The following is a 26400-nucleotide window of genomic DNA, read 5'->3' on the forward strand; positions in this document are numbered from 1 at the left end:
GTCACATTTCGGCTCTTTCTGATAAGTAAAAAACAACATACTATTTTTTACTCTTCTTAGCAGACTTTTTTGCTTTCTTAGCAGTAGTCTTAGGTGTTTTGTTTGCTTTTTTCGGTTTCTTTTTTCCAGAACCTTTTTTCGTGTCAGCTTTCTTAGCCTTTTTCTTTGCAGCTACTTTTTTAGCTTTCTTCTTCGCTATTTTTTTAGCAATTGCTTTTTTAGATTCTGACTTTTTTACTTTTTTCTTCGACGCTTTCTTCTTTGCGTCAGACTTTTTATTTTTACTCATGTATACTATTTTATATAACCAAACGGTATGTTTGATCGCTTTATTTTAGATGCTTCAAAGTTAAGTAAATGTTATGTAAATGTTAGTTAAAAGTTATCTAAATAATAATATTGAAGTTTTTTTATATTTTCATACTAGTAAATAGTAGCTGTTTCCTGCTAAAAAATACATGTCCAGTTTTCGGTTGCTGTCCAAATATAAACATATGTTCTTTGTGTAAAATAATACAAAAATGGCGTTTAAAAAATTGTACAATCAAGAAGAACCGTTATTAATTTACAATGTTTGGGATGTGCCAAGCGTAAAAGTTGCAGAAAAACTAAACGCGAAAGCTATCGGAACGTCAAGCGCAGCAATTGCAGCATTGCTAGGATATAATGACGGTGAAGAGCTGAGTTTTGCTGAACTAGAATACATCGTAAAACGAATTGCTTTAAACACAAAACTCCCACTGTCTGTAGATTTAGAAGCTGGTTACAGTCGTAATCCAACAGAAATCGTACAACATATTAAAAAACTGTATAATTTGGGCGTTGTCGGAATTAACATAGAAGACAGTATTGTTATAGCTGGAAAACGGCAGTTGTTAGATTCTGTACTATTTGCAAAAACACTTTCAGAAATCACAACACAACTTCAAAAAGAAAATATACACATTTTTATAAATGTACGTACAGATACTTTTTTACTAAATGTTGCCAATGTTGTGTTGGAAGAAACAAAAACGCGAATGCAACAGTATGAAAAAGCTGGTGCTTCAGGAATATTTATACCTTGTTTAGAAAAAGAAATTGATATAAAACAACTAACAGAAGCTACAAGATTGCCAATAAATGTGATGTGTATGCCAAAACTTTCAAATTTTAATATCTTGACGCAACTTGGTGTAAAACGGATTAGCATGGGAAATTTTCTATTTGGAAACATGTACAATCACTATGAAGAAATGGTCAATAAAATCGTGAAGCAACAATCATTCAATTCTATATTTTAAGATGTTAATTACCGAAACAAAACAAATACAGGAATACTATCAGGCGCTTATAGAACGAAAAGAAAACTTCGTCGGAATCTTTTTTGTTGGAGTAAAAACAACGTCTATATTCTGTATTGCAACTTGCAGAGCGAGAAAACCAAAACTTCAAAATGTAGAATTTTACACAACTTTTAAAGAAGCGTTAGACAATGGATATCGTCCGTGTAAAATATGCAAACCTACCGAAAATGCTAACGAAACGCCTGAAGAAATAGAAACGGCGATTCAACTCGTCAAAGAAAATCCGAAAGAAAAAATAACAGACTTTCAACTTCGTGAGCGTGAAATAAGTCCAGAAAAACTACGAAGATGGTTTAAGAAAAACTACGGAATGACGTTTCAAGCATATCAACGAATGTATCGAATTAACAATGCATTTATTGAATTGAAAAAAGGTAAAAATACAACACATACGGCATTTGATACAGGATACGAATCGTTAAGCGGATTTGGTTACACGTATAAAAAACTCATTGGGAAATCGCCGCAGAAAAGCATCAATAACACAATCATTCTTATTCATCGGTTTACAACACCTTTAGGACCAATGTTTGTATGTGCAACGGACAACGGAATTTGTTTGTTAGAATTTGTAGATAGAGAAATGCTTGAAACAGAATTCAAAGATTTGCAACGCTTACTAAAAGCAAACATTATTATTGGTGAAAACGAACACATTCAACACGTCAAAACAGAGTTGACTGAGTATTTTGAAGGAACACGAACACAGTTCAATATTAAATTAGAAACACCTGGCACCGATTTTCAAAATCAAGTTTGGAAAGCATTACAAACCATTGATTATGGAATGACAACTTCGTATCAAAATCAAGCACAAAAAATAAACAATCCAAAAGCAGTCCGAGCTGTCGCAAAGGCAAATGGTTGCAACCGAATTGCGATTATCATTCCATGTCATAGAGTTATTGGGAAAAATGGAAACCTTACAGGCTATAGTGGCGGAATTGAGCGAAAGCGTTGGTTATTGGAACATGAGCAGAAGCATGTAAGTCAATTATAAAAAATGAAAAGCTATCTAAAAAGTCAATACTAATGTCATTACAAGAAATTTTTTATTTCGAAGTAGCCTGTAAATCAATAACTTAAATTTTACAGATTGCTTCATTTCATTCGCAATGACATTTTTTAGATAGCTTCTTGTTCTCTATAAAAATTGAATTTATTCTAATTCCCATTGAAGTTTTGCTTGTCCGCTAAGAACTTTATACTGTAACTGTAAAGTGTTAGCTTCTATAAGAACTGGTGTTTGTCCTGGGTGCAAAGGAATTGAGGGCTGTTGTCCGTTAACACCATAAAATGCTTGCGTGTCTCCTTGTGGTTCAAAAGTAACGATAACTTGTGAAGGGTATTTACTAGGTCTTACTTGTGCTGTACCATTTGTTCCTGGATCTAAAATTAAAGTTGAAATAGTCATAATAAATTGTTTTTAAAAATGATTAATAGATATGGTTTGTTTGATATGGTAAAATTGTGCATTTATTAAATCTTGCGTAAGCGTAATTTCTCTCAAAATTGAATTCGGGTATATTATGCGTATTTACAGGTAATTTTACTTGGTAAGGAAAGAATGGTCAATAAAAAAGTAGTTATTAGTCACAGTATTCACTGTCACTTCGAGTGATTTTTAAAATGTGCTATATTGAGTTGAGTCGAAATGAAAAGAAGAAAATTGTATCGAGAAGCATGTGTAACTTCTAAGTAGCTCTCGATGCAAATCTATTTCGGAAATCCACTCAATCTGACAAAGTGAGTTGTTTTTGAATAACGAATAACGAATAACGAAATTAAAAATGTAAAAGTGTTTCTTTCTAACAATTAATCCAATTAATCCACTTTCACGCGAACACCTTCACTATGACTGCTAAATTCTGGCGCGTACATACTTTGAATGGTCGTAATTCCGTTAGAAAATTCTCCCGTATTATTCACCCGTAAATCGTATTCAAACACAAAAACACCTTTCGGTAAATAGTCAAAAAAGAAATTTGTACTTGCATCTTTTGTACTTTCATAATAGCCCAAACCATCTTGCCATTTGTAGTGCGATAACACATTGATGGGTTCTAAACCAGCCGCACGCATATCTTTCATATGCACAAATTCCATAACTCTGTCGTTGCGTAATTCAATTCGAACACGAACCAAATCGCCAACTTCTAATTTTGTGTTTTCGTCAATTGCCGTGATCACTTCTCCAGCATCTCCATACGTACGTTTGAACAATTTCTTTTTCAATTTCAATGAAGTTTCTGCCGTTGTAATTTTGTCTAAATCTTCAAAATATTGCCAGTACAATCCGCCCCAAGCGATTCCGTCACCTTTTTTCGTTAACGTAACTTTTGCCATTTCTGGAGTTACTTCATTTCCGTTCCAAGACGTTTTAAAATAACCTGTGCCAGCTTCTACTTTTACATTCTCTAAAGTAGTTGGCGAAATTGTTTGATTTCCAATCGTAACATCCACCATATCTGTCACCGAAAGCCAATCGCTTCCTTGTAATAACAGCGCGTATACAGCGTCCGAAGTTGCTTTGGTTGTTGACCAACGATTGGTTTGTTTATTCTTCAATAACCAAATCTTTAAATTATCAATTGTAGCAACATCACTTGACATTTCTGAAAACACTTCAATCATCAACGCCTGCGTTTCAATTGGCGCCTGATACCAATACCAAGAAGCCGTATTTGCTTTCCAGTACATGCCCAATTCGTCACTTGTAATGCTGTTTTCTTCTAACGAACGTAGAATAGTTTTTGCCGTTTTCGGATTATCCATTCGGTGCGAAACCAATGCCATTAATCCTTTTGCATATAAACTTCTTTTTAACCAATATTTGGTGATTTGCCCTTTGTAATAATCTGAAATGTCTAATACTTCTTTCGATTTTTCAAATTGAGGAAAGAAACTTCGCATGTATAAATAATGCAGTTGCGAATATGATAAATGATCTTTAGAAAGGTCTTCTTTTTTATTGTATTTACGAATGTCTTCATACTCTTTTACAAACTCCGTATCTAAATATGTGATGGCTTTTTCAATAATTGATGACGTTTTGTTTGAAGCATAAATATCTACGCCAAGTTTGTCTAAATGTCCATAACCTGCAATAATGTGTTGTGTGATGAATCGGTTGGCACGTCCGCCTTTAAACCAAGGAAAACCACCTGACGCATACTGCATTTGTTCTAGCTTATTACTAATATTTGATTGTTCATTTTTCATTCGATTTAGATCGAATAATAACGCAATTCGTTTCTTTTGTTCACTTTCTGATTGTGCATCACGAACCCAAGGTGTTTCTTGAATTAACAACGATTTCAATTCTTGATTCTTCTCTAAATTACTCAACAACGCATCCGAAGATTTCCATTGATTGAATACTGCTTGAATTCTTGGATTGCTATTTGCAATATGACTTGCCAATGCATTTGCATAGTAACGCGAGAATGTTTGTTCTGCACATTCATACGGATATTCCATCAAATATGGTAACGCTTGTACGGCATACCAAGCCGGATTGGAAGTTACTTCCAAACTCAGTTTGTGATGTTGTAACGTGCTTGAATTATTTGTAGCAAGTTTATCCAATGTAAATGTTTTTGTTTCGTTAGAACGAATCCACATTGGAAGCGTTTCTGTCACTAACATTCTATTTGATAATACGGGTAATGCACCTTGTTCTCCGTCGCTGAATGCGCCTGCTTTTGCAGTAATGGTATATTGAACTGCCTGAATATTTTCCGGAATATATAATGTCCAAGAAACTTGTGTATTGCCTTCCGCATCAACCGTAAATGATTGTTTTGGGTTTCCTAATCGTGGAAATAAAGCAGGATTGATATCATTTCCATTAATCGGATTTGTCAGTTGCAACATGGCTTCTCCATTCAGTGTTTTTTCTGAAAGATTTGATATTTTACTACTAATTACAATTTTATCACCTTCACGTAAAAAACGCGGTACATTAGGTAATACCATGAGTTCTTTTTGTGTAACCGTAGTTAAAGTTTTCGTTGCCGAATGTAACTCTTTCGTGTGTGCTAACAATTGCAATTTCCACTTGGTTAATGCTTCGGGAGTTGTAAAACTAAACGAAACATTTCCGTCAGCATCTGTTTGTAATTGTGGAAAGAAAAATGCAGTTTCTTGCAGATTTTTACGCGGAACAATAGTTGTAGCTTCGTCCTTTTTAGCTGCGGATGCACTTGGAGGTGGTACGCTATCAGCAGTAATTGTTGACACTTCTGTCATAGCGAACGAAACTTCTTCTTCCACCATTTCAGCATCATTGACAACTTCAATTCCACTGCTTGCATTTTGCATGTTGTATGATACTCTTTGACTTGCTCTTAATACATTTTTTGATTTAAAGTAACCTTTGTAAATATACATGCGAAAGCCAAACCAATTTAGTTTGTCATACGATTGCGTATTGTAATATTGAGATTTATAATCATGATAGCGTGTAAATCCGGAAGTACCAAAACTTTGCGAACCATTGATGGCTACCGAACTGTAATATGTTGGTTGCGATAAAGGTGAAAATTGCCATTGATGCGATTTAAATTCATCCAACGAAGCATCATACATACTTGTTAATAATTCGGATGCTACTTTTTCGCCTTTTGGACCTTTGATACGAAAACTCCAAGTTTCTTGTTGTCCAGGTTTTAACTTATCTCTAAATGTTGTTGTTTCAATTTGCAATTCTGATGGTAGATACGCTACTAAAACACGAACTTGTTTTTCTACAATACTATTAAAAATAGTTGTTGTACAGTGAATTATAAAACCACCTTCATCCGTTTTTAAGACAGGAATTTCTAGTTGTTGCTTTCCATCTTTTAAAGAAATAACATATGTATTAATAATTTCATGACCTTTTTCAATATCAACCGTTACGTTTATATTTTTTGTAGCAGAAGCGATAGTAACGAGTACAGTTTCGTTTGGTGTATACGATGTTTTATCAACAGAAACATCCAATAGTTTTTGATCTGCCGTACTCTCATCGTTGTCATTCCAGACATCAGTATATGTAATGTCTTTAATTTCCATGCCATTGGCATCTTTCGTTTTTAGCTCAATGATATATTTTCCAGATTCCCAACGTTTTATTCTGCCGAGTTCAATGTTGGAAGCAGTTTCAGTATCAAACGATTTATTAAATACTTCTTTCCCTTTTTTCCATTGTTTATAATCTAATTCTTCACGCGAATAAGCATCATGCGGAAATTGTGTTTTAAATTCACTTTCAGAAAGCATTTTATAATCTGGAACTGCCCAAGGACGTTTTCGCAACACGCGATCTGGCACTTGTAATTTGTGAATGGTTATAGTTCCTTTTGCAACAACTTTTTCACCATTTAAATTTTTAGTCAGTACTTCAAGCGTATGATCTTTTTTGGAAGCATCTAACTTTTTGTCAATATTAATAGTGGCAGTTAGCGTATGATATCCAACATGAATAGTTGTTGTTGTACTTCTGGTTTCTCCATTAATATCTGTAATATCGGCAGAAACTTCATAATCAAAAACGGGCAATAATGTTTTGTCTGCTTTGAGATCGGGAATTGCTTTAAACGAAATTTCAAAGTTACCCGAAGCATCTGTTGTTGTTTCTCCTGTCGTAATTTGTTGCGCCGCAGTTTGTATATATGGACGTCTCCAAAAGGCCCAAATAGGATAACGTGGCGTGCGTTTTACCGTATAACTTACTTTTGCATCAGAAATGTTACTACCTGCAAACGCTTTTGCATTTCCTTTGGCAATTACATCATCATTTATACTATAGCTTTCCTTTACAGGAAGAAAATTGGCTTCAAATTTTGGACGTTTGTACTCTTCTACAGAAAAGTTGGTTCTTCCAACATTCCCAAATCCTTCTATGGTTGCTTGTAACGAAAAATTTCCAGTAAGTCCTGAATTTGGGATGATAAATTCACCTTTGATTGAACCATATTCATTGGTTACAAAAGTTTGCTCGGTAACTTCTTGATTATTTGCATCACGTAACGTAACTGTAACTTTTTGATTTTTAAATACGATCGATTTTGCATTCTCAGTTTTTACTGAAATACCTTTAAAATAGAGCGTTTGCGAAGGTCTGTAAATGCTTCTATCTGTAAAGAAAAATAGATTTACTTTCGGATCAGTATTTGCGCTTCTTCTACTTTTGTATATATAATATTGCCCAAAATAGGCAGTTTCGGTATCATTTTTTATATGAATGTGTACATTTCGTAAACTATAAGCATTATCAAACACAACACTTCCTGTAGCATCAGTTGTCATTGTTTTTGTGAGTTCATCTTTGGAACTTCTTTCAGAATATTTGAAATCCATTTTTTGATTTACAATCGGTTTTCCTGTATTTCTATCCATTAACTGGAAGATGGAATTCTTTGTCGTGTTTTTATGAACTAACGCCATATTTGTCACTTGAACCGTACCAAATGCAAACATATCTTTTTGTAAATCAGAAGTTTTGGATGCCATTATTACATGATAACCGTTTGGAAGTTTTGGTACAGTAACTTCTGTAGTATGGGATTGATAATCGTTTTCCGTTGGCAATTGTACATTCCACTGTTGTTGTGTTGTGAGTTTTTGTAGAAATGCAAACCGATCTTCTTTGTTATATAACTTTGAAAGTTGATGGTATTGCGCTAACGAAATTGTACTTGTAGAAAAATATAAACGATCTGTATTTTTATAGGTAATTAATAATTTTGAAGCTTGGTCGATAGGTAAATAATTTTCTGTAAGAATGCTAAAGATCGGTTGTTCAATGCCATGCTTTATGATTTTACATTTTTTTCCAGCAACACTTTTTGGAAATTTTGCAATGACAGCATCACACAATTCTATTGCTTTTTTGTAACTCCATTGATATTCTGGTTTGCTAATAGAATTGTATAACGAAGCTTGTCGTTGGTATAAAACAGCGGTTTCGGCATCGTACATTCCTGAATATGGATGTGAACTATAGGTTGTTTTTTCATTCTGAAACGCTTCAATAAGTTTTTCAGTTTTATTGTCAAATGTAGCTTTTTGTTTTACATAATATAAACGTTCAATGTTTACATTAATTAACGCTTCTGGTGTTTTATCTTTTAAGTGAAAACGAATTAAGTCTTGATAAACTTTTAGAGCTTTTGCTTCCAAAGAAAGTGTATCTTGTGTTGTTAAATCTATGTCGGCAAAAAGCGTTGCATCACACAAATATTCTGGATTATCTATTGCAAATGCATACGAAGGTCTTGTTAAGTTATTTTCATCCGATTTATAAAAAATCAATGCGTTGTGCGCTAGGAAATCATACAGTGTTGGACGGTAAATTCTAGAATCTTTCTCTCGTATAATAATTTCGTCATACATTTTCAAATCTAGTTTTTGCAACTGATCTGTATTTGTAAGCGACGCATCGAAATGTGTAAATATTTCTTTAAAAAGTGTATTTAAATCCCAGGTTCTAAAATCGGTTGCATCTATTTTTTCTGAGGTTTCTGTTCGTTGATGAAATGTATATCTATTATTAGCATAATATTGCCAATACATACTTCCCAAGATGTTTTGTAAAATGTTTTTTGCGGGAAATTGTTGTGTACCTATTGCGGCTTTCAACTCATTAATAATTGTCAACTGTGCATCTTCTTCCAAAATCAATTGATACTTTGCTTTGTGTAAAAATGTTTTAATGATTTGTGGATTGTTTTGATCGTTTTTGGCACGCTTGGAAATTTCCGAAACTTTCTCAAATGCAGATTTAGTCAAGCCTTTCTTCTCAAAAGTTGCTACTTCTTTCCATAAGTCGGAATAACTTTGTTGGGCATTTGAAAATTGACTAAATAATACAATCATAAATATGGTAAGGATGTTTTTCATTCTGTTAAAATTTGATCACACATAGAACGCGATTTGTAACTACATTGGCATAAACCAAGTTGGTATCTTTTACGTATGTAAAGTAAGAATTTTAAAAACAATACGTTCTAACTATGAATTATTATTTTGTAAATAACAAAGAGCATTCCAAAAATAGATTTATAGCAATAATGAATGTGAAGTGTAATGGCAAAGAGTTGTTTGGCTGAGATTTACTTTCTAGAATAGAAAAAATATGTATATAAACAGATGAAATCTTATCTTTGGAACAATAGCTGCTATTAGTAAAAAAACTAAAATTTATGCGCGTGAAATACTATTTTCTACTTTTTGTATGCACTCCAATGTTTTTGTGGAGTCAAACACCTTCCGAAACGGTAACCGATTTATTTGCAAAGAAACAATACAATAAAGCAATTACGGTGATAGAATCGGAATTGGATAAATCGCCAAATAATAAGCAGTTTATCGAGTTTTTAGGTGATGCATACGGCTATCAAGAAAACTGGGACGAAGCCATTGATAACTACGAAAAGTTGGTAGAAATGGACGATTCCAATGCAAATTACCATTACAAATATGGTGGCGCAATGGGCATGAAAGCGTTGAATGTAAATAAATTTCGTGCGTTGGGTTTGATTGGTGACATTAAACGATCGTTTAAAAAAGCGGCGGAACTCGATCCAACTCATATAGATACACGTTGGGCATTGGTAGAATTGTACATGCAATTGCCAGGTATTGTTGGTGGAAGCAAACGAACTTCTATGAAATACGCCAACGAACTTCAAAATTTGTCAAAAGTAGATGGATATTTAGCGAAAGGCTATATTTATGAATACGATGACGAACCAGAATTGGCTGAGAAATATTATAAAATGGCGATTGAAATTGGTGGTTCATTAACATGTTATAAAAAGCTAACCGATTTATACGAAAAACAAAAACAACCCAAAAAAGCCATTGCAAATATTGAAAAAGCACATCAAAAACACCAACGAAATGCATTGCATTACCAAATTGGAAAAGTGGCGGCAGAGTACAACTTAGAACTCGAAAAAGGGGAGAAGTGCTTGTACATTTATATTGAAAACTACACGGCTAAAGATGGTGTTCCAAAATCGTGGGCATATTACCGTTTGGCACAAATATTCAAACACAAACGCAACAAACAAGAAGCACTAAAGTGGATTGATAAAGCGTTGGCTGAAAAAGAGTTGAAACCTTTTAAGAAGCAAAAGGCAGTTATTTTGGGGATGTGATATTGTATTCATTGAATTTTAATGAATTCGAGAATTTCATCCACCGTAGTACTTTTGACGTGCACTTTTATTCGATTACCATTTATTTCTAAAATTTCACAATAGATTTTCTTTCCAATAATTCCGCTTACATCTTTTTTATAATTTAGAATTTCACTGTAAGTCATTACATATTTACATTCAGATGTCCATTCAAGCGTAGTTTTTACTATGGTATTATCATCTGGATTTGTCTCAGTTTGTAATGAGTCAGTTCGAATAATTTTATCAAACATATTTTTATCTACATATCGAAATTCACCAGTTTTGAAATCAGCACATTTTTTTTCTTGAGCGTAATTACTGAAAGTGAAAAGTAACATTAATAGCGTAAGGAGGTTTTTCACAATATAGACTCTACGAAATATAGAATATTTCAAATTATTTTTTTAAAGATGTAGAAGTATTCTCAAATCTGCAATTTAATTATAGTGGAGTATTTTTTGCTCATATGATTCTACTCCATCATTGCTACAACTCTTGCAGGCGCCGCAGAAGCACCAACAATTTTTAACGGAAATACCGCAACTTTAAAGCCTGAATACGGAAGTGCGTCTAAGTTGACCAATTGTTCCATATGGCAATATTCTTTGCGTTGTCCGACCAAATGTGCTTCCCAAAATAATTCTGAATCTCCAGTTTCTTTGGCTTTTTTTAGCATATGTGGTAATGGCAAATCCCAGCCCCAAGAATCAATTCCCATAACTTTAATACCTTTGTCAATCAACCATTCGGTAGCTTCGGCGCTCATTCCTGTGCCAATCTTATGAAAGTCTTTTGTTCCGTTAAATTTGTCTCTTCCCGTTTTGATTAAGACAATCATTTTAGGTTCAATAGTTAACTTATTTTCTTCCAAAAACGTTGTAATATCTTCCACCGTAATCGCATCAAAATCAGCTTTGTGTTTCATGTCAATCACAATTCCTTGACCATAACACCAATCGAGTGGAACTTCATCAATTGTTTTTGCTTTTTCACCATTTACCGTTGGCGAATAATGCCAAGGCGCATCAATATGTGTGGTAGAATGCACGCCCATTTTCTGAATTGTATCATCTGCCCAACCTGTAAATCCTTTTGGAAATAATCTAAAAGGCAATCCCAATACGCGAATCAACCATTTGGCTTTCCGATGTGGTTTATGCTTGATTTTTACTTTCATAAACCAAGGATCGTTTTTGTTGTATTGAATCGGTTTGGATAAGTCGATGATTTTCATGGTAGAAAATGTTAGGTTAGTTTGTTTTTACTTTAATTCCCGAAAGTAAATAATCAGGATTGTCGGTTCCGAAAGTTAAAAATAAATACAGATAATTATTATGAAATATCGGAGAAATAAAACCACCTAAATGATCAGAAGCCCATTCGTATTCAGGATATTTATTGTGTATTGTCATCGGATTTACGATTAATGGACTGCGTTTGTCGTGAACCCATTCATCGTTTTCAAGCTTTAGCAAACCATATTCACGATTGAAAGACGTTAAATACTCAGATGGCAATTCTTCACTTCCTAGCAATATATATAGTTCTGAATTGAATGTTATATAACTTGCATCATCTACTTTTCCGTGTAAATATCCAGTTTCGTTTTTTGCTTGCTGAATTATTTTTGTAGAAAGAATTCCTTTGTTATTGTCAAATGCTTTTAAAATGTTTTTTGTGGTCATTTCATGTACTTCTGATGCAACAGCTCGTTTCGTTCTTTTGTGAAACAACACTCTAAATACACCATCGTGTTTTGTAATTGCTAACGGGAAACTGTTTTGCTGTTCATCATGCCATTCTGGAATATTGATTTCTTTTGGTGCTTGTACAATTTCAAGCTTTTTATTCAACAGCATATATGCAGATGTGTAGTTTCCGTTTGGTTGTTCTACCGCAAGTAATACTAAGAATGTACCATCTTTTAACGCTAACGGGTTTCCTGTGCTGAATACATTTCCTGTTGCCTTTGCAAACGGAATTTGATCTGTACTAAGTATTTTTTCATCGTGAAATGTCCAGTTTTCTAAATCAGAACTTGTTGCATAATAAATGGATCTTTTTTCATGCGCTCCAAAGACAACTGGTGTTAGTAATACATAGTCGTTTTTAGCTTTTTTGATGATGCCGCCAGATTGTATATAGTTGATATATTTGTCTTTTATATGTGTTGGATAAGTTTCAAATAGCGGTTTATTCTGTATGATTTCATAATTGATAAACGGATTGAAAAACTCCAACGTTTCGCCTTCATCCATGTTAAAGACTCCTGCATAGGTTTCGCCAAGCGTAATCCAACCAGAATTGACATCTACATTTTTTATTTCAACAATCGTAGACGCTTCTTCACTTTGCGTTATAAACCACGATTGATTGCCTGTTGCTTTAACCAATAACTTTTCAAGTTGTGTATAATTGGTTTTGATACGATTGTTAGTTTCATCAATTTCAACTACATAAATTGGATTTGCGCGTGCAATATTACTTTTCGTATCTGAAATTAAACAATTTTCAAAAATCGCATTCAAATCTTGCGCTTGAAGCGATATGCTTGAAATGAGATATAAAAACAGGATTAGTTTTTTCATAAAAATTTTTAGCAGCCGTTGATGCGCTTTAACAAATGTAGTGAAGATTATCTATACGGCGGACCAGAAACCCAGCCCACAATAGATTGTCGGACACCTTTCGTAATAGGAGTGATACGATGAATAATGAATGAAGGAAAAATAATGATCGTTCCTTTTTTTCGTGGTGCTTTTACTATTTTTTGGTTAATCATAAATTCCAAATCGCCACCTTCATATTCATCGGATTCCGAGAGTTGAATTGTCATACTTAGTTTTCGTGCCGAAATTTCTCCTGCGCCAAAATCTAAATGCCAATCAAAAAAATCGCCTTCTGAATAGCGTGTCAATTGTAATTCTTGATGAAAGCCTAGTAAATCGAACCAATAGCGTTCATTATTGCAATTAATGGCGAGTCCAGCTAATTTGTGATAAATCCAATCATTTTGTTGTGTGTTTTCAATAAACATGACAGAACTTTTTCGCAATTCGTCATCATATTGATTTTCTCCAGCTAGTGTTGCTTTAATCGTTTTATCATCATCCCAAAAGTTTAGAATCATATTCACTTCATGCGGAAGAAAAAGTCCTTCATAGGATACAAATTCTGCAAAGTTATGTTTAAGTGGAAGTCCAAAAGAATAGTTGATTGCCATATAAGTCACGTATTTTTATAAACAAACAATATAGTTAATTTAATGGAAAGTATGCATTGCAGAAATAATGATTATCAGTGAAGTTATAACGTGTAAATGACCTTAAACATGAAAATCCGCGGGAAAATAAAGATTTGTTGATCTGATACCAACAAGGTAGAAAAAGTATTTCTGCGTTTAAATTCGACATTAAACATATTAGAGACGGAAAATTCAAAATTCCATGGACTTTCATTTTTCTGATAACTTAATGCTGTGTTTCCGATATTGAAATCATTAGACTGATTCATAGTTTTGTTTACATAACGTTCGTGTTGATAATCAATATTAAATGTAAAGTTCTTTAAAAAATTAACATCAACAGTTCCCGAAATAATAGTATTTTCAAACGATGTATTAGTAATGGAATTGTATTCTGAAAAACGTTTGTCTATTCCTAATTGAAGATTTGGAAAATTCTTAAATTTTGTCTCTGCGTCAAATTTGAAAGCATAATTGTTAGAAGATGCTTTGATAAGTTCATTATTAATAGGTCTAAAATAAGTTGACAGCGAGACGTTTGATTTTAATGATAGTTTTATGGCTTTAAATCCCTTTCGTAAAGAACCTCCAAATTGCCAAAAGAGATCTTCATTTTCAAGTAAAAAAGGTGTTGAAATATAGTCAATACCTTGAATTTGAGTCGCATTTTTAATATTTCGATCACTTTTTCTAAAATTTACTGAGATTGTATATAATATATCTCGATACATACTGAATCTGTAAAAATTTAAATTGATATCGTGAAAGCGTTGGTTTTCCAGCGTATTATTTCCTCGGTATACACTGTTAAAATCCAATAGTGTTAACCGATTGGCAAGTTGCGAAATGGTTGGAAATCTTATTTTTTTACGATATTTTAATACCAATTTTTTAGAATTGCTAAAGTCTACATTTGCAGTTAATTCAGGTAAAAAAATATTTTTATTTCGAGAATTCTCTTCTTCAAATTGATCAATCTTCCATGCATAATTATGATAAATTAGTCCTGTTTTGATTGTGAATATATTTTTTTTGAATTTGTATTCAATACCAGAGAAAAAATCATTAAAAGTGAGTCGTGTTCTATTGTTAAAACCATTTGATGTAAAATTATTAATACTTTCATCTTCCAATCGTTGATATTCAAAAGTATTGTAGTGATCATGTGTAAAATTATTACCCAAACTAACATACAAATGATGGTTGGCACTAAGTATTTTATAATGTTTAATAATACTTTGTATGGATTGACTTTGCGTAGATTTATCGTTGTAAATATCAATTAAATCTTCGTTTACAATCGGAATTAATCCTGTGAGTAATGTTTGATTTGTATTCCAATTGAATTGAGGAGTACTTTGCTCATATTGATAGTTTATAAGTATGCTACTTACATTTTTTTTATTAAAACGCTTATGCCATTGAAGTTGTTCTTTAAATGCACTATTTATGTTTGTATACTTAGTATTAATTATTGCATTTCTAGCTGTTGATGTGGTTTGTGTATTACCATTTTGATTGTTATCTGATAGTTTTAGGAGCGATTCAGAAGAAAACTCCGTATCCTCATTGGGAACGTAAGATAAAGAGGCTTTTGCAATACCGAAGGTAATCGTATTTTGGGAATTTCTTTCTCTAAGTTCATTCAGATTATCATTTCCTATGTATTGATTTTGAAGAGATTCTTGAGTTTCAGTTTTAGAATTTGAAAAAATACCATAACTAGAAAACGAAAAATTGTCATTCAACTCTTTGTCTAGATTAAAAGCGCCAAATTGCTGCTTACTTTCTGTGTAATCACGATTGCGTAAAAAACGAGCAAAATCATTCGTATATAAAGAAAAATACGACTGTGAATCGGTTAACAATCTACTAACGCCACCTTCAAAATCTAAATAATCTTTTAACGTAAATGATTTTTCTCCAATATTATTTAAATCTCCAATGAAATTTACGGTGGTTTTAGGACTGTAATAATATAGTGTCGGGTGAATTGTATACCGATTGGTTATTCCAGTAGCGGTCTCTATTTCTCCAAAGAGGAACTTTTTTTTATCTTCTTTCAATTCAATATTCATAGCCATTTCATCACTATCTTCAAGACCTTTTAAAAATGCAACGTCCGAATAATTATCTAACACAACTACGGTTTCGACGGCATTGGCAGGAATATTATTTACAGCAAGTTTACTATTTCCTGTAAAGAAGAGTTTGCCTTCCACTAAGACTTTTGTTACTTTTTTACCTCTGACCAAAACGTTACCATCTTTATCAACCTCAACACCTGGAAGTTTTTTGAGTACATCTCTTAATTTTCGTTCTTTACCAGAAACAAATGAAGAAACGCTGTATGCAATTGTATCCTTCTTTATAACGATTGGTGGCGTATAGTTTAAAGTAACTTGTTCTAATTCCTCAGTATTGGGAATTAACATAAAGTTTTGAACATGATTCTTATTTTTTTTAAAAGAAATTTTTTTTGGTCTGTAGCCAAGATATGTGATCGTTATGGCATAATTTACCTCTTTTCTTAATATCAATCGATATCTTCCTTCTTCGTCAGATATAGCGTGGTTAAAACTTTCCTCAATTTCAGATTGGGCAATTATATTTGCAAAAGCAAGCGGTTTTCCTATAGAATCTTGTATTTTTCCTGATAGTGTAAGCGTTTGCGCATTTGAAGAATAAAGCACTGTGATTAGCAACAGTGCTGTTAAGATATATCTTTGAAACTTTATAGAAAGACTAGTTTTTCGACTCACATTCAATTAATGTCATGAAAGCAGTCTCAGAGGCAGTTTCTAAGTCAACTTCTTGATAAATTAATTCATCATATAAATTAAATGCCATTTCAGTGCAGTCAACTTCTTGAAACATCCCAGGAGGATCTATGAGTTTAATTTCTTCCGCTATAGCAAAATTCACAATACAAAATAGGGCAATTAAAGCAAGGGTGTTTTTTTTCATCACTATTTACTTTTTTCAAATTGTTTAGATTTATTTAAAACGATGGCGGCAAATTCTTCTTTTGCTATTTTTTTCCCTTTTATAGGACGTTTAATTTTGAGATTTAAGGACTTAAGAGTTATATCGGAAACGAAAAAAGTTAGTGGTCCTTCTTTAAGTTCTAATATTAAACCTGGTAAACCACCATAACCTTTTGGTCCGTATGGGACTGGAACTTGTAGAGTAAACCAAGCTGTAACTTTTCGGGGCTTAAATAAAAGTGGATTATCGGAATCTAAATAATAAGCTTTATAACAAGTGTATCCGTCTATTTTTTTCGTTTCATTGGTAATTTTCCAAGGTGTATCGTTAAAAATACTATTCACTAAAAATTCATTACCTAAAAAACTCTTTTCAACAAGTCGCGTATTTGTTTCTAAGTTGCAATAGTAAGTAGCTTTCCCAGCTCTAGTTTTTGTGTATTTTAGAAAAATTCTATCATTTCCATCAAGTTCTAAGGTTTTATCAAGGGAAAATAGTGCTTCTTTTTTAGTAAAGTTTAGAGTGAAAGACAAATACTTAGCATATTTGGGAAAACTCTCAATGATGCGTTTTGATACGTTATTTATATTTTTATTTGTTACATTAATTTCGTCGGTTTGTACTTTGTAGGTTACAACACCTGATGATTTCTGTGCTATGGCAAACTGTGAGGCCGTAAATATTAGTATGAGAAGATATTTTTTCATGTTTACTTAAATTTAAATTTAAAATTAATCAAGATCTTCCTCTAATTCTACGCAAAGCTCATATGTCCAAATAGCCATTTCAACACATTTTTCTCGGTCATGTCCTGTATCTTCAAAAACATGATATATATCAATTGCCATATTCCAACAGTCAGGATCAGCATATTCAGTTAATTTTTTTTTCGATTCTGAATGTGCAAATGTTATGCTACATAGCAATAAGCACATCGTTGAGAATAGTGTGAATGTTTTCATTGAATTAGTTTAAATATGATTTAACGTACTTTTTTTTAGGCTTTTCAGTTTACGCCTTTGCAACTATTTATAACAGATTCAAGATTTTTAATTGGGAAATAAACTATAATAGTTAAAAGTAATAAAAATTTGATTAATATAAAAATCCTACTTTATAGTCTGTTATTTTCAACAAAATAAAAAAGAATTTTTTTTAGTTCCTTGAGGTTTTCCGTAAATAGTACTATTTTTTAATATTTAATTTTTTCAATATGTAGATACATCACTCAAAAACAATCTCATCAATGTAAATAGTTTGCTGAAATCCAAAAATTTGAGTGAATACAACTTAAGTCGAGTCGTAATATAGTGAAGGTATATTTCTTCCATTTATGAGTAAGTTTGATTCCTTTAGATTTTTTGGAAGTATCAGGAAATTAAATATTTAGTAATTTTTAGGGGAGATAATTTATTTTATGATTATTTTTAGGGGAGTAATCATTTTAATTTTACTTCTTATGAATAAGATTTTGTTAGCGCTCATGATAGGGCTTTTTTCGAATGTCATATATGCACAAAGTTCCAATTCTGATATTAAAATTGGAACCATTTTTACGATTGGAAAGGTTGTAAATAATAGTTATGAATTTATTAATTTTCCCAAAGCCAATTTTATTGTAAAAAAAGGCGGTATTGCTAATTATACCAATGTTGTTGGCGAAAAGGTTGAAGTTACTTCTGTAAAAGAAAACAAAGACGGAAGCTTAATTGCAACGATTAAATTGACTTCTAAAAAGTTGTTTTTTAATAGTCACAAGTATGTAACCGTAGCGATTGATGAAGCTATCAAGGGAAAAGAGTTGGTAATGAATTAGAGGAGTTTGTTAGTTGAATCTTTCAGATTTGAGTTTACTATATACTTCCACATCATAATACACATTTTCTTTAATCCATTCGCCTTGGCGTTCAATACCTTCAAAAGTGAATCCTAATCTTTTCGGAACGTTGCTACTTGGAGCATTGCCAACGGCGCACTTAATTTCAACGCGATTGAAGCGTAGTTTGTTAAAAATAAAACTACACAGTTTTGTTACAGATTTGGTAATGATACCTTGTCCTTGGAAATCTTTCGAAAGCCAATAGCCAATTTCTGTTTTTTTGTTGAGCTTGTCCGTGTTTTTATTTCCTATGATGCCAATTAATATATCATCTTTTCGAATGGCGTATGTAAATTCTAGTTTTTGAATAGGTGTGTTGAGCACATTCGCTACAAATTGTTCACTGTCGGTTAGTTCTTTGGTAAAAGCGACAAAAGGCAACCATTTTCCTAAGTATATTCGTTGAGAATCTATGATATTAAAAATGGCTGGAGCGTCTGTAAGTTCCAGTTTTTTTAAAACAATAGTGTCATCAACTTTAATCATTAGTTTTAGATTTCTAACAAAAATAAGAGAAATAACTTAAAGATTACCTGCGCTTAATTCTTTCTTATACTTTCGAGCTTGAACCAAAAATCGTCCACCAACGATTAATCCAAAAAGTCCAAAATATGATATGCCGCCGTTAAGTAATCCCAATCCAAAAAACATAAAAGCAACAGCTAATACTATCATAGCTAAGATGACATTCATTTTTGCGTTTTTAAGCTTTTTGGCAATTCTTTTCTTTTTTTCTTGAATGTATTCAGAAGTTTTTCCATTCCAATAACATTTGACACAGCGTCCATTTTCAAATTTATGAAAACAGCGCGGATAGTTGTACAGTTTATGTGCGCAGTCAGGACAAAGATTCTTCATTTTAGAAGTAGCCGAAAAGTATTCACTTTTACATTCGATACATTTGTTAATTTCTTTATCCATTTAATGTTGCGTTCAGCTCATTCATTTTATCGTCCGTCATAGTTGCCATTTTTGACATTCCATTGATAAGTTCAAAAGTTAGACTTAATGCTACGGAAGAATTTATTGCAGTTTTCGTTTCAATAAGAATATGTGTGAGTGCATTTATGGCTATAGATAAAGATTGCGTATTGTTTTCTGAGGAGACATGTTTTTCAACATACTTTCTTGATTCATATCCAGCTCTTAAAGGAAATAAAAATGGTGCGTTGTCTTTTGGAACAGTTAGCGGTATATTTCCCCATTCTGCTGTGCCAACATATTGCGCATAATTTTCGAAAATTGCTATTACAGAAGGAAAAGATGCAATAGGAAACTTTGATTTAATTTTATCTCTAATCGTTCCAAAAATGCTTTCACTTGGTACATCACTCCAATTTTCAACAGCTACAGATCCAGCAAGTAACTCATTTATTTTGTCTGAAAAAATAGCCGAACCAGGTTCAAAATCATGTTTGTTTATATTATACTCGTCAGCAAGTACAATGCATCTTTCAGCTACTATTGTTGCACTAAGGCAGATAGCATCTTCAACGCGAACACCACTGTCATTTTTCACAATATTGTATACGTAGTTGACTAATTTTTCTGTTTGTTTTTTTTCTGTTGGTTTTGAACTTAGAAAATCGAAAAGCCCCATAGTTTAGTTGTAATGTTTTCTTAAATTTAATCTGTTTTCAATTTAGGAAAAGAAAATGATTTTAAAGATGGTTTAGTGCTTAAAAATTAAACAGCTGACTTCGTTTACATTTAATAAGAATGCTTTTATATCTACTAAAATAAAATTCCCAAAAACCAAAAAACCCTTTTATCTTTACACTTTAGAATTCTACAACTCATGCGAATACATTTTATAGCTATTGGTGGAAGCGCCATGCACAACTTAGCCTTGGCATTACATGCAAAAGGATATCAAATTACTGGAAGTGATGACGTTATTTTTGAACCGTCAAAAGGACGTTTGCAAGCAAAAGGATTGTTACCAGAAGCCTTTGGTTGGTTTCCTGAAAAAATTACTACAGATTTAGATGCAATTATTTTAGGAATGCACGCCAAACCTGATAATACTGAGTTGCTAAAAGCGCAAGAATTAGGCGTAACGATCTATTCGTATCCAGAATTTTTATACGAACAATCAAAATACAAAACGCGTGTGGTTATTGGCGGAAGTCATGGAAAAACAACTATTACATCAATGATTCTTCATGTATTAAACTATCATGATATTGCTGTAGATTATATGGTTGGTGCGCAATTAGAAGGTTTTGAAACGATGGTGCATCTTACAGAAGAAAACGATTTTATCATTTTAGAAGGCGATGAATATTTATCATCACCAATTGATCGTAGACCGAAATTTCATTTATATCAACCAAATATTGCCTTGTTAAGCGGAATTGCGTGGGATCATATCAACGTATTTCCAACGTATGAAAATTATGTAGAGCAGTTTCAAATCTTTGTAGATTCTATCACAAAAGGCGGAAGCATTAATTACAATGAAGAAGATGCTGAGGTAGTTCGTGTTGTGGAAGCTTCAGAAAATCCAATTCGCAAGCTAAGTTATAAAACACCAAATTACAGCATTGAAAACGGAGAAACTTTACTAGAAACGCCTGATGGTTTGATGCCAATTGAAATATTTGGAAAACACAACTTGAACAATCTGGCTGGTGCCAAATGGATTTGTCAACATATTGGCGTAGATGAAGAAGATTTCTATGAAGCAATTTCAACCTTTAAGGGCGCAAGCAAACGTTTGGAGAAAATTGCCGAACACAATTCTACAGTAGTTTATAAAGATTTTGCACATTCGCCAAGCAAAGTAAAGGCAACAACGCAAGCTGTAAAAGAACAATATGCAGATCGAACAGTTTTAGCATGTTTGGAATTACATACCTATAGTAGTTTAAATGCTGAATTTTTAAAAGAATACAAAGGTGCGTTAAATGCGGCAGACAAAGCAGTTGTTTTCTATTCGCCACATGCGGTTCAAATAAAGCAGTTGGAAGAAGTTTCAAAAACACAAATTGCGGAAGCTTTTGAGCGTGACGATTTAATTATTTACACAGATCCAACAGCATTTAAAGAATATTTATTTAGTCAGTCATTAAATGAAACTGCCTTATTATTAATGAGTTCTGGAAATTATGGCGGATTGGATTTTAAAGCATTTAAGCAACACATACACTAAAAACACAAAAATATACGTTACACATAATAAGAACCCACAAAAACAAACACACTATATCTCATCATTACTTTTTTAACAATCAATTTAAAAACTAGTATGAGAAAATCTTTTTTATTAGTGTGTGTAGCACTCTTTTGTATTTCCTGTTATGTTAATGACGACGATGTCAAATCTAAATGAATTCTATAAATTGTAAAGTTGTAAACTTTTAGTAGCACATACACTAAAGTATAAAATACTACGTTAAGGGAACATACTGAACCAATTAAACCCGAATTCTATCGTTTCATAATTACTTTTTACAACTATATAAATCGACTAATTATGAAAAAACCATTCGTGCTGGCATGTCTAGTATTTGCACTTATATGTGTATGCGTCTCATGCTCTAGTGACGACAATTCAATTCCTGAACCAGAAGAAAGTTTTTATGCGTTGCGCGTAGGAAACTCTTGGGTATACAAATATTACCGAAGAGAAAATATACTTTCTAGTGTCTTTAACGATACAGGCGTTATTGATTCTGTTACAATTGTTGATACAGAAATGATTAACGGGAATGAATTTTATAAATTTAGAATACGTACATCGGGTAATGAAACAAACGCTGCTTTATGTGCTCCAAATGGAGAACGGTTTGTGAATTTTCGTGACTCTCTAGGGTATCTTATTACAGATGTAGGTCAAGTTGAGTTTTCACGGGAAGATGATCAAGAATTTTTACTAAATGCAAATGAATTTTTACAATTGTGTACCGCTAGAGGAGAAGGTGTTGAAACAATTTCAACAGAAGCAGGAAGTTTTGATTGTGAATGGATGAAAGTGTATGCTAAAGAAATTCCAAGTTTAGAAGTGTTTCCGGCACTTGATAAAAATTACTACGCAGATGGAATAGGAAAAATACTTAATACCTGTTCTTTTGCAAGTCAAGATGTCCATGTAATGGAAAGACGTTTAGTATCCTATAATGTGCAATAGTTTAGTGTTATTACGTACTATTTGCCATATAGTACGTATCTAAAATGCCATTCAAAAGAGTCTGTTTGAAAAGTCGTCATTGCGAATAAAATGAAGCAATCTGTAAAATTTAAGTTATTGATTAATAGATTATTTCAAAATTAAGAATTTCTCGTAATGAAAGTAGTAGCTTTTTAGACAGTCTCTTTGTATATAGGTTTTAACCCTGTTTTCAGTTAGTTGTCATTCTGTCCTATAATTTAACAGCGAAGCGGTCTTTTATCTTTTTTTAAACACCAAATTGATTCAAATGATGGTCTAAATGTTTGTATTGCATTTTTCCCCATTGTTCATTGGTAAATTTTCCAAACATTGGATGCGGCGGAAATTCATCAGTATCTTTATATTGATGAAATTCTGAAACAAGATTGGACAATTTTGCTTTTTCAACGTCCACATCTTTGGCATCATTCACGATAAAATCTCGCACTGTTGGTAAATTTTTACTCCAAGCTTTATCATTATACATTAAAGGTTTATACAGTTTAAATAGCAATCGTTTCATAAAACCAGGTTTCTTGGCACTTAATGTCCGTTTTTCCATTGCAATTTCTAAAGGCATTTGGCAATGCGCAAACATTTGTCCTACGTTCATTTTCCCCCAAGACGGCATTGAATCTGTGGAAACTTTGTCAATTCTATTCAGAATTTCATCATGTGTAGTTATATCAAAAAGTGATTTCATAAAATATAAATTAAGAGTAAACTCGCATAAACGAGTTCAATATCTAAAAGTAAGGTAATCATTATAAAAAAGCGAAAAAAACGTTTAAAATTAACGCTTATATAATTTTTTTAACGCTCACGAAGTATTACTGGTTTTCTTGAAGTAAAACGAGTAGTTTTAAAAAAATATACTAAAAATGGAAGACAAACATTTGAAATCAATCAAATATTGGTCAGAAGATGATAGACCGCGTGAAAAGTTGGCACTCAAAGGAAAAACAGTACTAAGTGATGCTGAATTGCTTGCCATTTTAATTCGATTGGGAAGTAAAGATGAAAGTGCGGTATCGCTTTCCAAGCGTATTTTGGCTTCCGTAAGTGGAAATTTAAATGAACTCGCAAAACTGTCTGAAGATCAATTGAAAAAGTTTAAAGGAGTTGGACAGGTAAAAGCAATTACAATAATTGCAGCATTAGAATTGGGCAAACGAAGACAAATAGAAACCAAAGTTGAACTCAAAAAAATTAGTTCAAGTAGAATGGTTTTTGAAATCATGCATCCAATTATTGGAGAATTACCGCATGAAGAATTCTGGATTATCTATCTCAATAATTCAAATAAAATTTTAAAAAAAATACGACTCAGTAAAGGCGGAATTACAGGAACATTGGTAGACATTCGTTTGGTCTTAAAAACGGCGTTAGAAGTTGGTGCAGTTGCCGTTATTTTGGCACACAATCATCCATCAGGAACGTTGAAGCCAAGTGCGGCGGACAAAGCCATTACCAAAAAGTTAAGTTTAGGTGCAGAAAATATAGATATAAAAGTATTAGATCATCTAATTATCACAGAAAAAGAGTATTTTAGTTTCGCTGATGAAAACTTACTCTAAATGCTACTTGTATACACTCAAAAAATTACTCCAAGATTACGTTACACATTCAAGCATCTAATTACGCGTATACTAGGAATTCCTGTCGATTTTACAACAAAAATTGAAACGTTTATTGCGCACAATGAAGTGAAAATGTCGTACGCTAAGCAACCGCTTGGGGATGAATTTTTTATCCGTAGTCACGATTTATTATTTGAACAAGGCATTGGAGAAGTAGCATTTAAAGTATTGGAATGGGAAGATATTCCTTGCTTTTTTATGGCAGGTGAAAAAAGTACAATTCCATATGATATTTTTGCGGCAAGTTTTTATCTATTGAGCAGATATGAAGAATATTTACCATATGTAAAAGATGAACACGGACGCTATACTGCAAAAGAAAGTTTAGCGTTTAAGCACGATTTTCTAACCTTACCCGTAGTCGATATTTGGTGTCAGAAATTTAAAAAAATCTTAGAAGAAAAGTTCGAAATATTTAAAGATAATGAGTATGAACAACGTTCATTTTCATACATGCCTATTATCAATATTCCAATTGCATATGCGTACAAAAAACGTGGAATGATTAGAACATTTGGTGGTTATTTGACGGATATATTCCGATTGCGCTTTTCTCGATTTTTAGACCGATCTGCTGTGTTATTAAGCATGCGCGAAGATCCGTATGATAATTTTGAAGAATTCATCCAACTACATAAAGAATATAAAACGCAAGCACAGTATTTTTTTCAAATTGGCGATTATTCAACCCACGATCATAACATTTCTGTCTATAAAAATGTATTTGTCAGATTGATCAAAAATGTTTCAGATTACAGTAAAGTTGGGCTGTTAGCTTCGTACGATTCTTTTTCAGATATTGAAAAATTAAAGATTGAAAAAAAGCGGTTAAACAGTATTATCAATCGTCCAATGAAGCGTGCACGACAGCATTTTAATATGTTGAGTTTGCCAAAATTCTACAGAAATTTAATCGACTTAGAATTTACAGAAGATTATTCCATGGGCTATCATGATACACTCGGATTTAGAGCAGGAACTTGTAGCCCGTTTTACTTTTACGACATTGGCATGGAAATACAAACGCCGTTAAAAGTACATCCGTTTTGCATGGCATATTTAGGAAAAATAGACACGATGTTGCCAAATGATGAAATCATGCAAATGGCAACAGAAATACAAAAAGTTAATGGTACTTTTATGCCTTTATTTCACAATGTCGTACTGTCAGAAAACAATGCCGCATGGAAAGAATTGTATATCAGTTTATTAAAAGCGTACAGCAATGCATAACATCACAGATATTTTTTTTGATTTAGATCACACACTTTGGGATTTTGAGAAAAACTCAGCATTAACCTTTAAAAAAATCTTAGCAGAAAACAATATTCCTGTAGATATGGATCGTTTTTTAGACATATATGTGCCTATTAATTTAGAATATTGGCGTTTATTTCGTGAAGAAAAAATATCTAAATCTGAATTGCGTTATCAACGTTTGTCAAAAACCTTTACACAATTAGAAGTTGCCATTTCTGATGAGATGATCAATCATTTATCAGAACAATACATTGAACACTTATCAATGTTCAATCATCTATTTGAATATACTGAAGAATTGCTTGAAAATTTACAAGACAACTACAAATTACACATCATAACCAATGGTTTTAGAGATGTGCAACGCAGAAAAATAAAAGCGTCCGGAATTTATGATTATTTTAAACATATCATCGATTCAGAAAGTGTTGATGTAAAAAAACCAAATCCGAAAATATTTAATCACGCATTAGAATTGGCAAATGTAGCGCCCGAAAATGCATTGATGATTGGCGATAGTTTCGAAGCAGACATCAAAGGAGCATTGGCGCTAAACATGCAAGTAATTCATGTAGATTTTGACAAAAAATACGATCATACATTGTGTCCAATTGTACGTCACTTAACCGAAATCGAGAAAATACTGTAATAAAAATATCAAAGCGTCGTTTTTTTAATAAGTTAGTTGTTATAAGATAAAGAGTTGCTTCTGATTTT

Annotated in this window: 24 protein-coding genes; 9 read left to right on the forward strand and 15 right to left on the reverse strand. The window is 32.6% G+C overall.

Annotated elements, in window-relative coordinates; all coding sequences use genetic code 11:
• Window positions 1-40: 40 nt before the first annotated feature.
• Window positions 41-289 (reverse strand): hypothetical protein, encoded by a 249-nt coding sequence (locus tag ACQ654_RS19315; RefSeq protein ID WP_430411985.1) that lies wholly within the window; start codon window positions 287-289, stop codon window positions 41-43.
• A gap of 232 nt (window positions 290-521) precedes the next feature.
• Between ACQ654_RS19315 and ACQ654_RS19320 the strand changes: the two genes are divergently transcribed.
• Window positions 522-1283, forward strand: a complete 762-nt coding sequence (locus ACQ654_RS19320; protein WP_430411986.1) for an isocitrate lyase/PEP mutase family protein — start codon at window positions 522-524, stop codon at window positions 1281-1283.
• Between the two features lies 1 nt (window position 1284).
• Window positions 1285-2346, forward strand: coding sequence for a bifunctional transcriptional activator/DNA repair enzyme AdaA (locus ACQ654_RS19325; protein WP_430411987.1), 1062 nt, complete (start codon window positions 1285-1287; stop codon window positions 2344-2346).
• A gap of 159 nt (window positions 2347-2505) precedes the next feature.
• Here ACQ654_RS19325 and ACQ654_RS19330 read toward each other — a convergent pair whose 3' ends face one another.
• On the reverse strand, window positions 2506-2760 hold the full coding sequence (locus tag ACQ654_RS19330; protein ID WP_430411988.1) for a hypothetical protein: 255 nt from the start codon (window positions 2758-2760) through the stop codon (window positions 2506-2508).
• 410 nt (window positions 2761-3170) lie between these two features.
• A complete protein-coding gene (locus ACQ654_RS19335; RefSeq protein ID WP_430411989.1) occupies window positions 3171-9233 on the reverse strand; it encodes an alpha-2-macroglobulin family protein in 6063 nt (2020 codons plus the stop codon).
• 302 nt (window positions 9234-9535) lie between these two features.
• On the opposite strand from ACQ654_RS19335, the gene ACQ654_RS19340 reads away from it, so the two are divergent.
• Entirely contained in the window at window positions 9536-10495 is a 960-nt protein-coding gene (locus ACQ654_RS19340) for a tetratricopeptide repeat protein (protein ID WP_430411990.1), read from the forward strand.
• Window positions 10496-10503: 8 nt separating this feature from the next.
• Here ACQ654_RS19340 and ACQ654_RS19345 read toward each other — a convergent pair whose 3' ends face one another.
• The 8 genes from ACQ654_RS19345 to ACQ654_RS19380 all read right to left on the reverse strand — a co-directional run bounded on the left by ACQ654_RS19345 (window position 10504) and on the right by ACQ654_RS19380 (window position 17713).
• The gene (locus ACQ654_RS19345) at window positions 10504-10857 is read right to left on the reverse strand and encodes a hypothetical protein (RefSeq protein ID WP_430411991.1); all 354 of its coding nucleotides are present in this window, start codon (window positions 10855-10857) and stop codon (window positions 10504-10506) included.
• Between the two features lie 134 nt (window positions 10858-10991).
• A complete protein-coding gene (locus tag ACQ654_RS19350) occupies window positions 10992-11753 on the reverse strand; it encodes a cyclase family protein (RefSeq protein ID WP_430411992.1) in 762 nt (253 codons plus the stop codon).
• A gap of 16 nt (window positions 11754-11769) precedes the next feature.
• Complete coding sequence (locus ACQ654_RS19355) at window positions 11770-13107, reverse strand: hypothetical protein (RefSeq protein ID WP_430411993.1); 1338 nt, start codon at window positions 13105-13107, stop codon at window positions 11770-11772.
• 47 nt (window positions 13108-13154) lie between these two features.
• Window positions 13155-13742 (reverse strand): 2OG-Fe(II) oxygenase, encoded by a 588-nt coding sequence (locus tag ACQ654_RS19360; protein ID WP_430411994.1) that lies wholly within the window; start codon window positions 13740-13742, stop codon window positions 13155-13157.
• Between the two features lie 83 nt (window positions 13743-13825).
• Window positions 13826-16525: a carboxypeptidase-like regulatory domain-containing protein gene (locus tag ACQ654_RS19365; RefSeq protein ID WP_430411995.1), complete on the reverse strand. Its 2700-nt coding sequence runs from the start codon at window positions 16523-16525 to the stop codon at window positions 13826-13828.
• On the reverse strand, window positions 16509-16730 hold the full coding sequence (locus ACQ654_RS19370; RefSeq protein ID WP_430411996.1) for a hypothetical protein: 222 nt from the start codon (window positions 16728-16730) through the stop codon (window positions 16509-16511). The genes ACQ654_RS19365 and ACQ654_RS19370 overlap by 17 nt, the downstream gene beginning before the upstream one ends.
• Window positions 16731-16732: 2 nt before the next feature.
• Window positions 16733-17458, reverse strand: a complete 726-nt coding sequence (locus ACQ654_RS19375; protein WP_430411997.1) for a GLPGLI family protein — start codon at window positions 17456-17458, stop codon at window positions 16733-16735.
• A 24-nt stretch (window positions 17459-17482) separates the two neighbouring features.
• Complete coding sequence (locus ACQ654_RS19380; RefSeq protein WP_430411998.1) at window positions 17483-17713, reverse strand: hypothetical protein; 231 nt, start codon at window positions 17711-17713, stop codon at window positions 17483-17485.
• 497 nt (window positions 17714-18210) lie between these two features.
• On the opposite strand from ACQ654_RS19380, the gene ACQ654_RS19385 reads away from it, so the two are divergent.
• Window positions 18211-18567, forward strand: coding sequence for a dihydroorotase (locus ACQ654_RS19385; protein WP_430411999.1), 357 nt, complete (start codon window positions 18211-18213; stop codon window positions 18565-18567).
• A 9-nt stretch (window positions 18568-18576) separates the two neighbouring features.
• Here ACQ654_RS19385 and ACQ654_RS19390 read toward each other — a convergent pair whose 3' ends face one another.
• Genes ACQ654_RS19390 through ACQ654_RS19400 form a run of 3 tightly spaced genes read right to left on the reverse strand, consistent with a single transcriptional unit; the run spans window position 18577 to window position 20230 of the window.
• The gene (locus ACQ654_RS19390; protein WP_430412000.1) at window positions 18577-19116 is read right to left on the reverse strand and encodes a GNAT family N-acetyltransferase; all 540 of its coding nucleotides are present in this window, start codon (window positions 19114-19116) and stop codon (window positions 18577-18579) included.
• 36 nt (window positions 19117-19152) lie between these two features.
• Window positions 19153-19551, reverse strand: a complete 399-nt coding sequence (locus tag ACQ654_RS19395) for a hypothetical protein (protein WP_430412001.1) — start codon at window positions 19549-19551, stop codon at window positions 19153-19155.
• On the reverse strand, window positions 19544-20230 hold the full coding sequence (locus tag ACQ654_RS19400) for a hypothetical protein (protein ID WP_430412002.1): 687 nt from the start codon (window positions 20228-20230) through the stop codon (window positions 19544-19546). Before ACQ654_RS19400 ends, ACQ654_RS19395 begins: the two co-directional genes overlap by 8 nt.
• A gap of 198 nt (window positions 20231-20428) precedes the next feature.
• On the opposite strand from ACQ654_RS19400, the gene ACQ654_RS19405 reads away from it, so the two are divergent.
• Window positions 20429-21784: a UDP-N-acetylmuramate--L-alanine ligase gene (locus tag ACQ654_RS19405; RefSeq protein WP_430412003.1), complete on the forward strand. Its 1356-nt coding sequence runs from the start codon at window positions 20429-20431 to the stop codon at window positions 21782-21784.
• A gap of 324 nt (window positions 21785-22108) precedes the next feature.
• Window positions 22109-22762, forward strand: coding sequence for a hypothetical protein (locus ACQ654_RS19410; RefSeq protein ID WP_430412004.1), 654 nt, complete (start codon window positions 22109-22111; stop codon window positions 22760-22762).
• A gap of 268 nt (window positions 22763-23030) precedes the next feature.
• Here the strand turns inward: ACQ654_RS19410 and ACQ654_RS19415 are convergent, their stop codons facing one another.
• Complete coding sequence (locus ACQ654_RS19415) at window positions 23031-23486, reverse strand: DUF1569 domain-containing protein (RefSeq protein WP_430412005.1); 456 nt, start codon at window positions 23484-23486, stop codon at window positions 23031-23033.
• A gap of 178 nt (window positions 23487-23664) precedes the next feature.
• Between ACQ654_RS19415 and radC the strand changes: the two genes are divergently transcribed.
• Genes radC through ACQ654_RS19430 form a run of 3 tightly spaced genes read left to right on the forward strand, consistent with a single transcriptional unit; the run spans window position 23665 to window position 26332 of the window.
• The gene (gene radC, locus ACQ654_RS19420) at window positions 23665-24360 is read left to right on the forward strand and encodes a RadC family protein (protein WP_430412006.1); all 696 of its coding nucleotides are present in this window, start codon (window positions 23665-23667) and stop codon (window positions 24358-24360) included.
• Complete coding sequence (locus ACQ654_RS19425; protein ID WP_430412007.1) at window positions 24361-25656, forward strand: polysaccharide deacetylase family protein; 1296 nt, start codon at window positions 24361-24363, stop codon at window positions 25654-25656.
• Window positions 25649-26332, forward strand: coding sequence for a YjjG family noncanonical pyrimidine nucleotidase (locus ACQ654_RS19430; RefSeq protein WP_430412008.1), 684 nt, complete (start codon window positions 25649-25651; stop codon window positions 26330-26332). Before ACQ654_RS19425 ends, ACQ654_RS19430 begins: the two co-directional genes overlap by 8 nt.
• Window positions 26333-26400 lie beyond the last annotated feature (68 nt).

Source organism: Kordia sp. (assembly GCF_965283645.1).
In the GTDB taxonomy this organism is placed as follows: domain Bacteria; phylum Bacteroidota; class Bacteroidia; order Flavobacteriales; family Flavobacteriaceae; genus Kordia.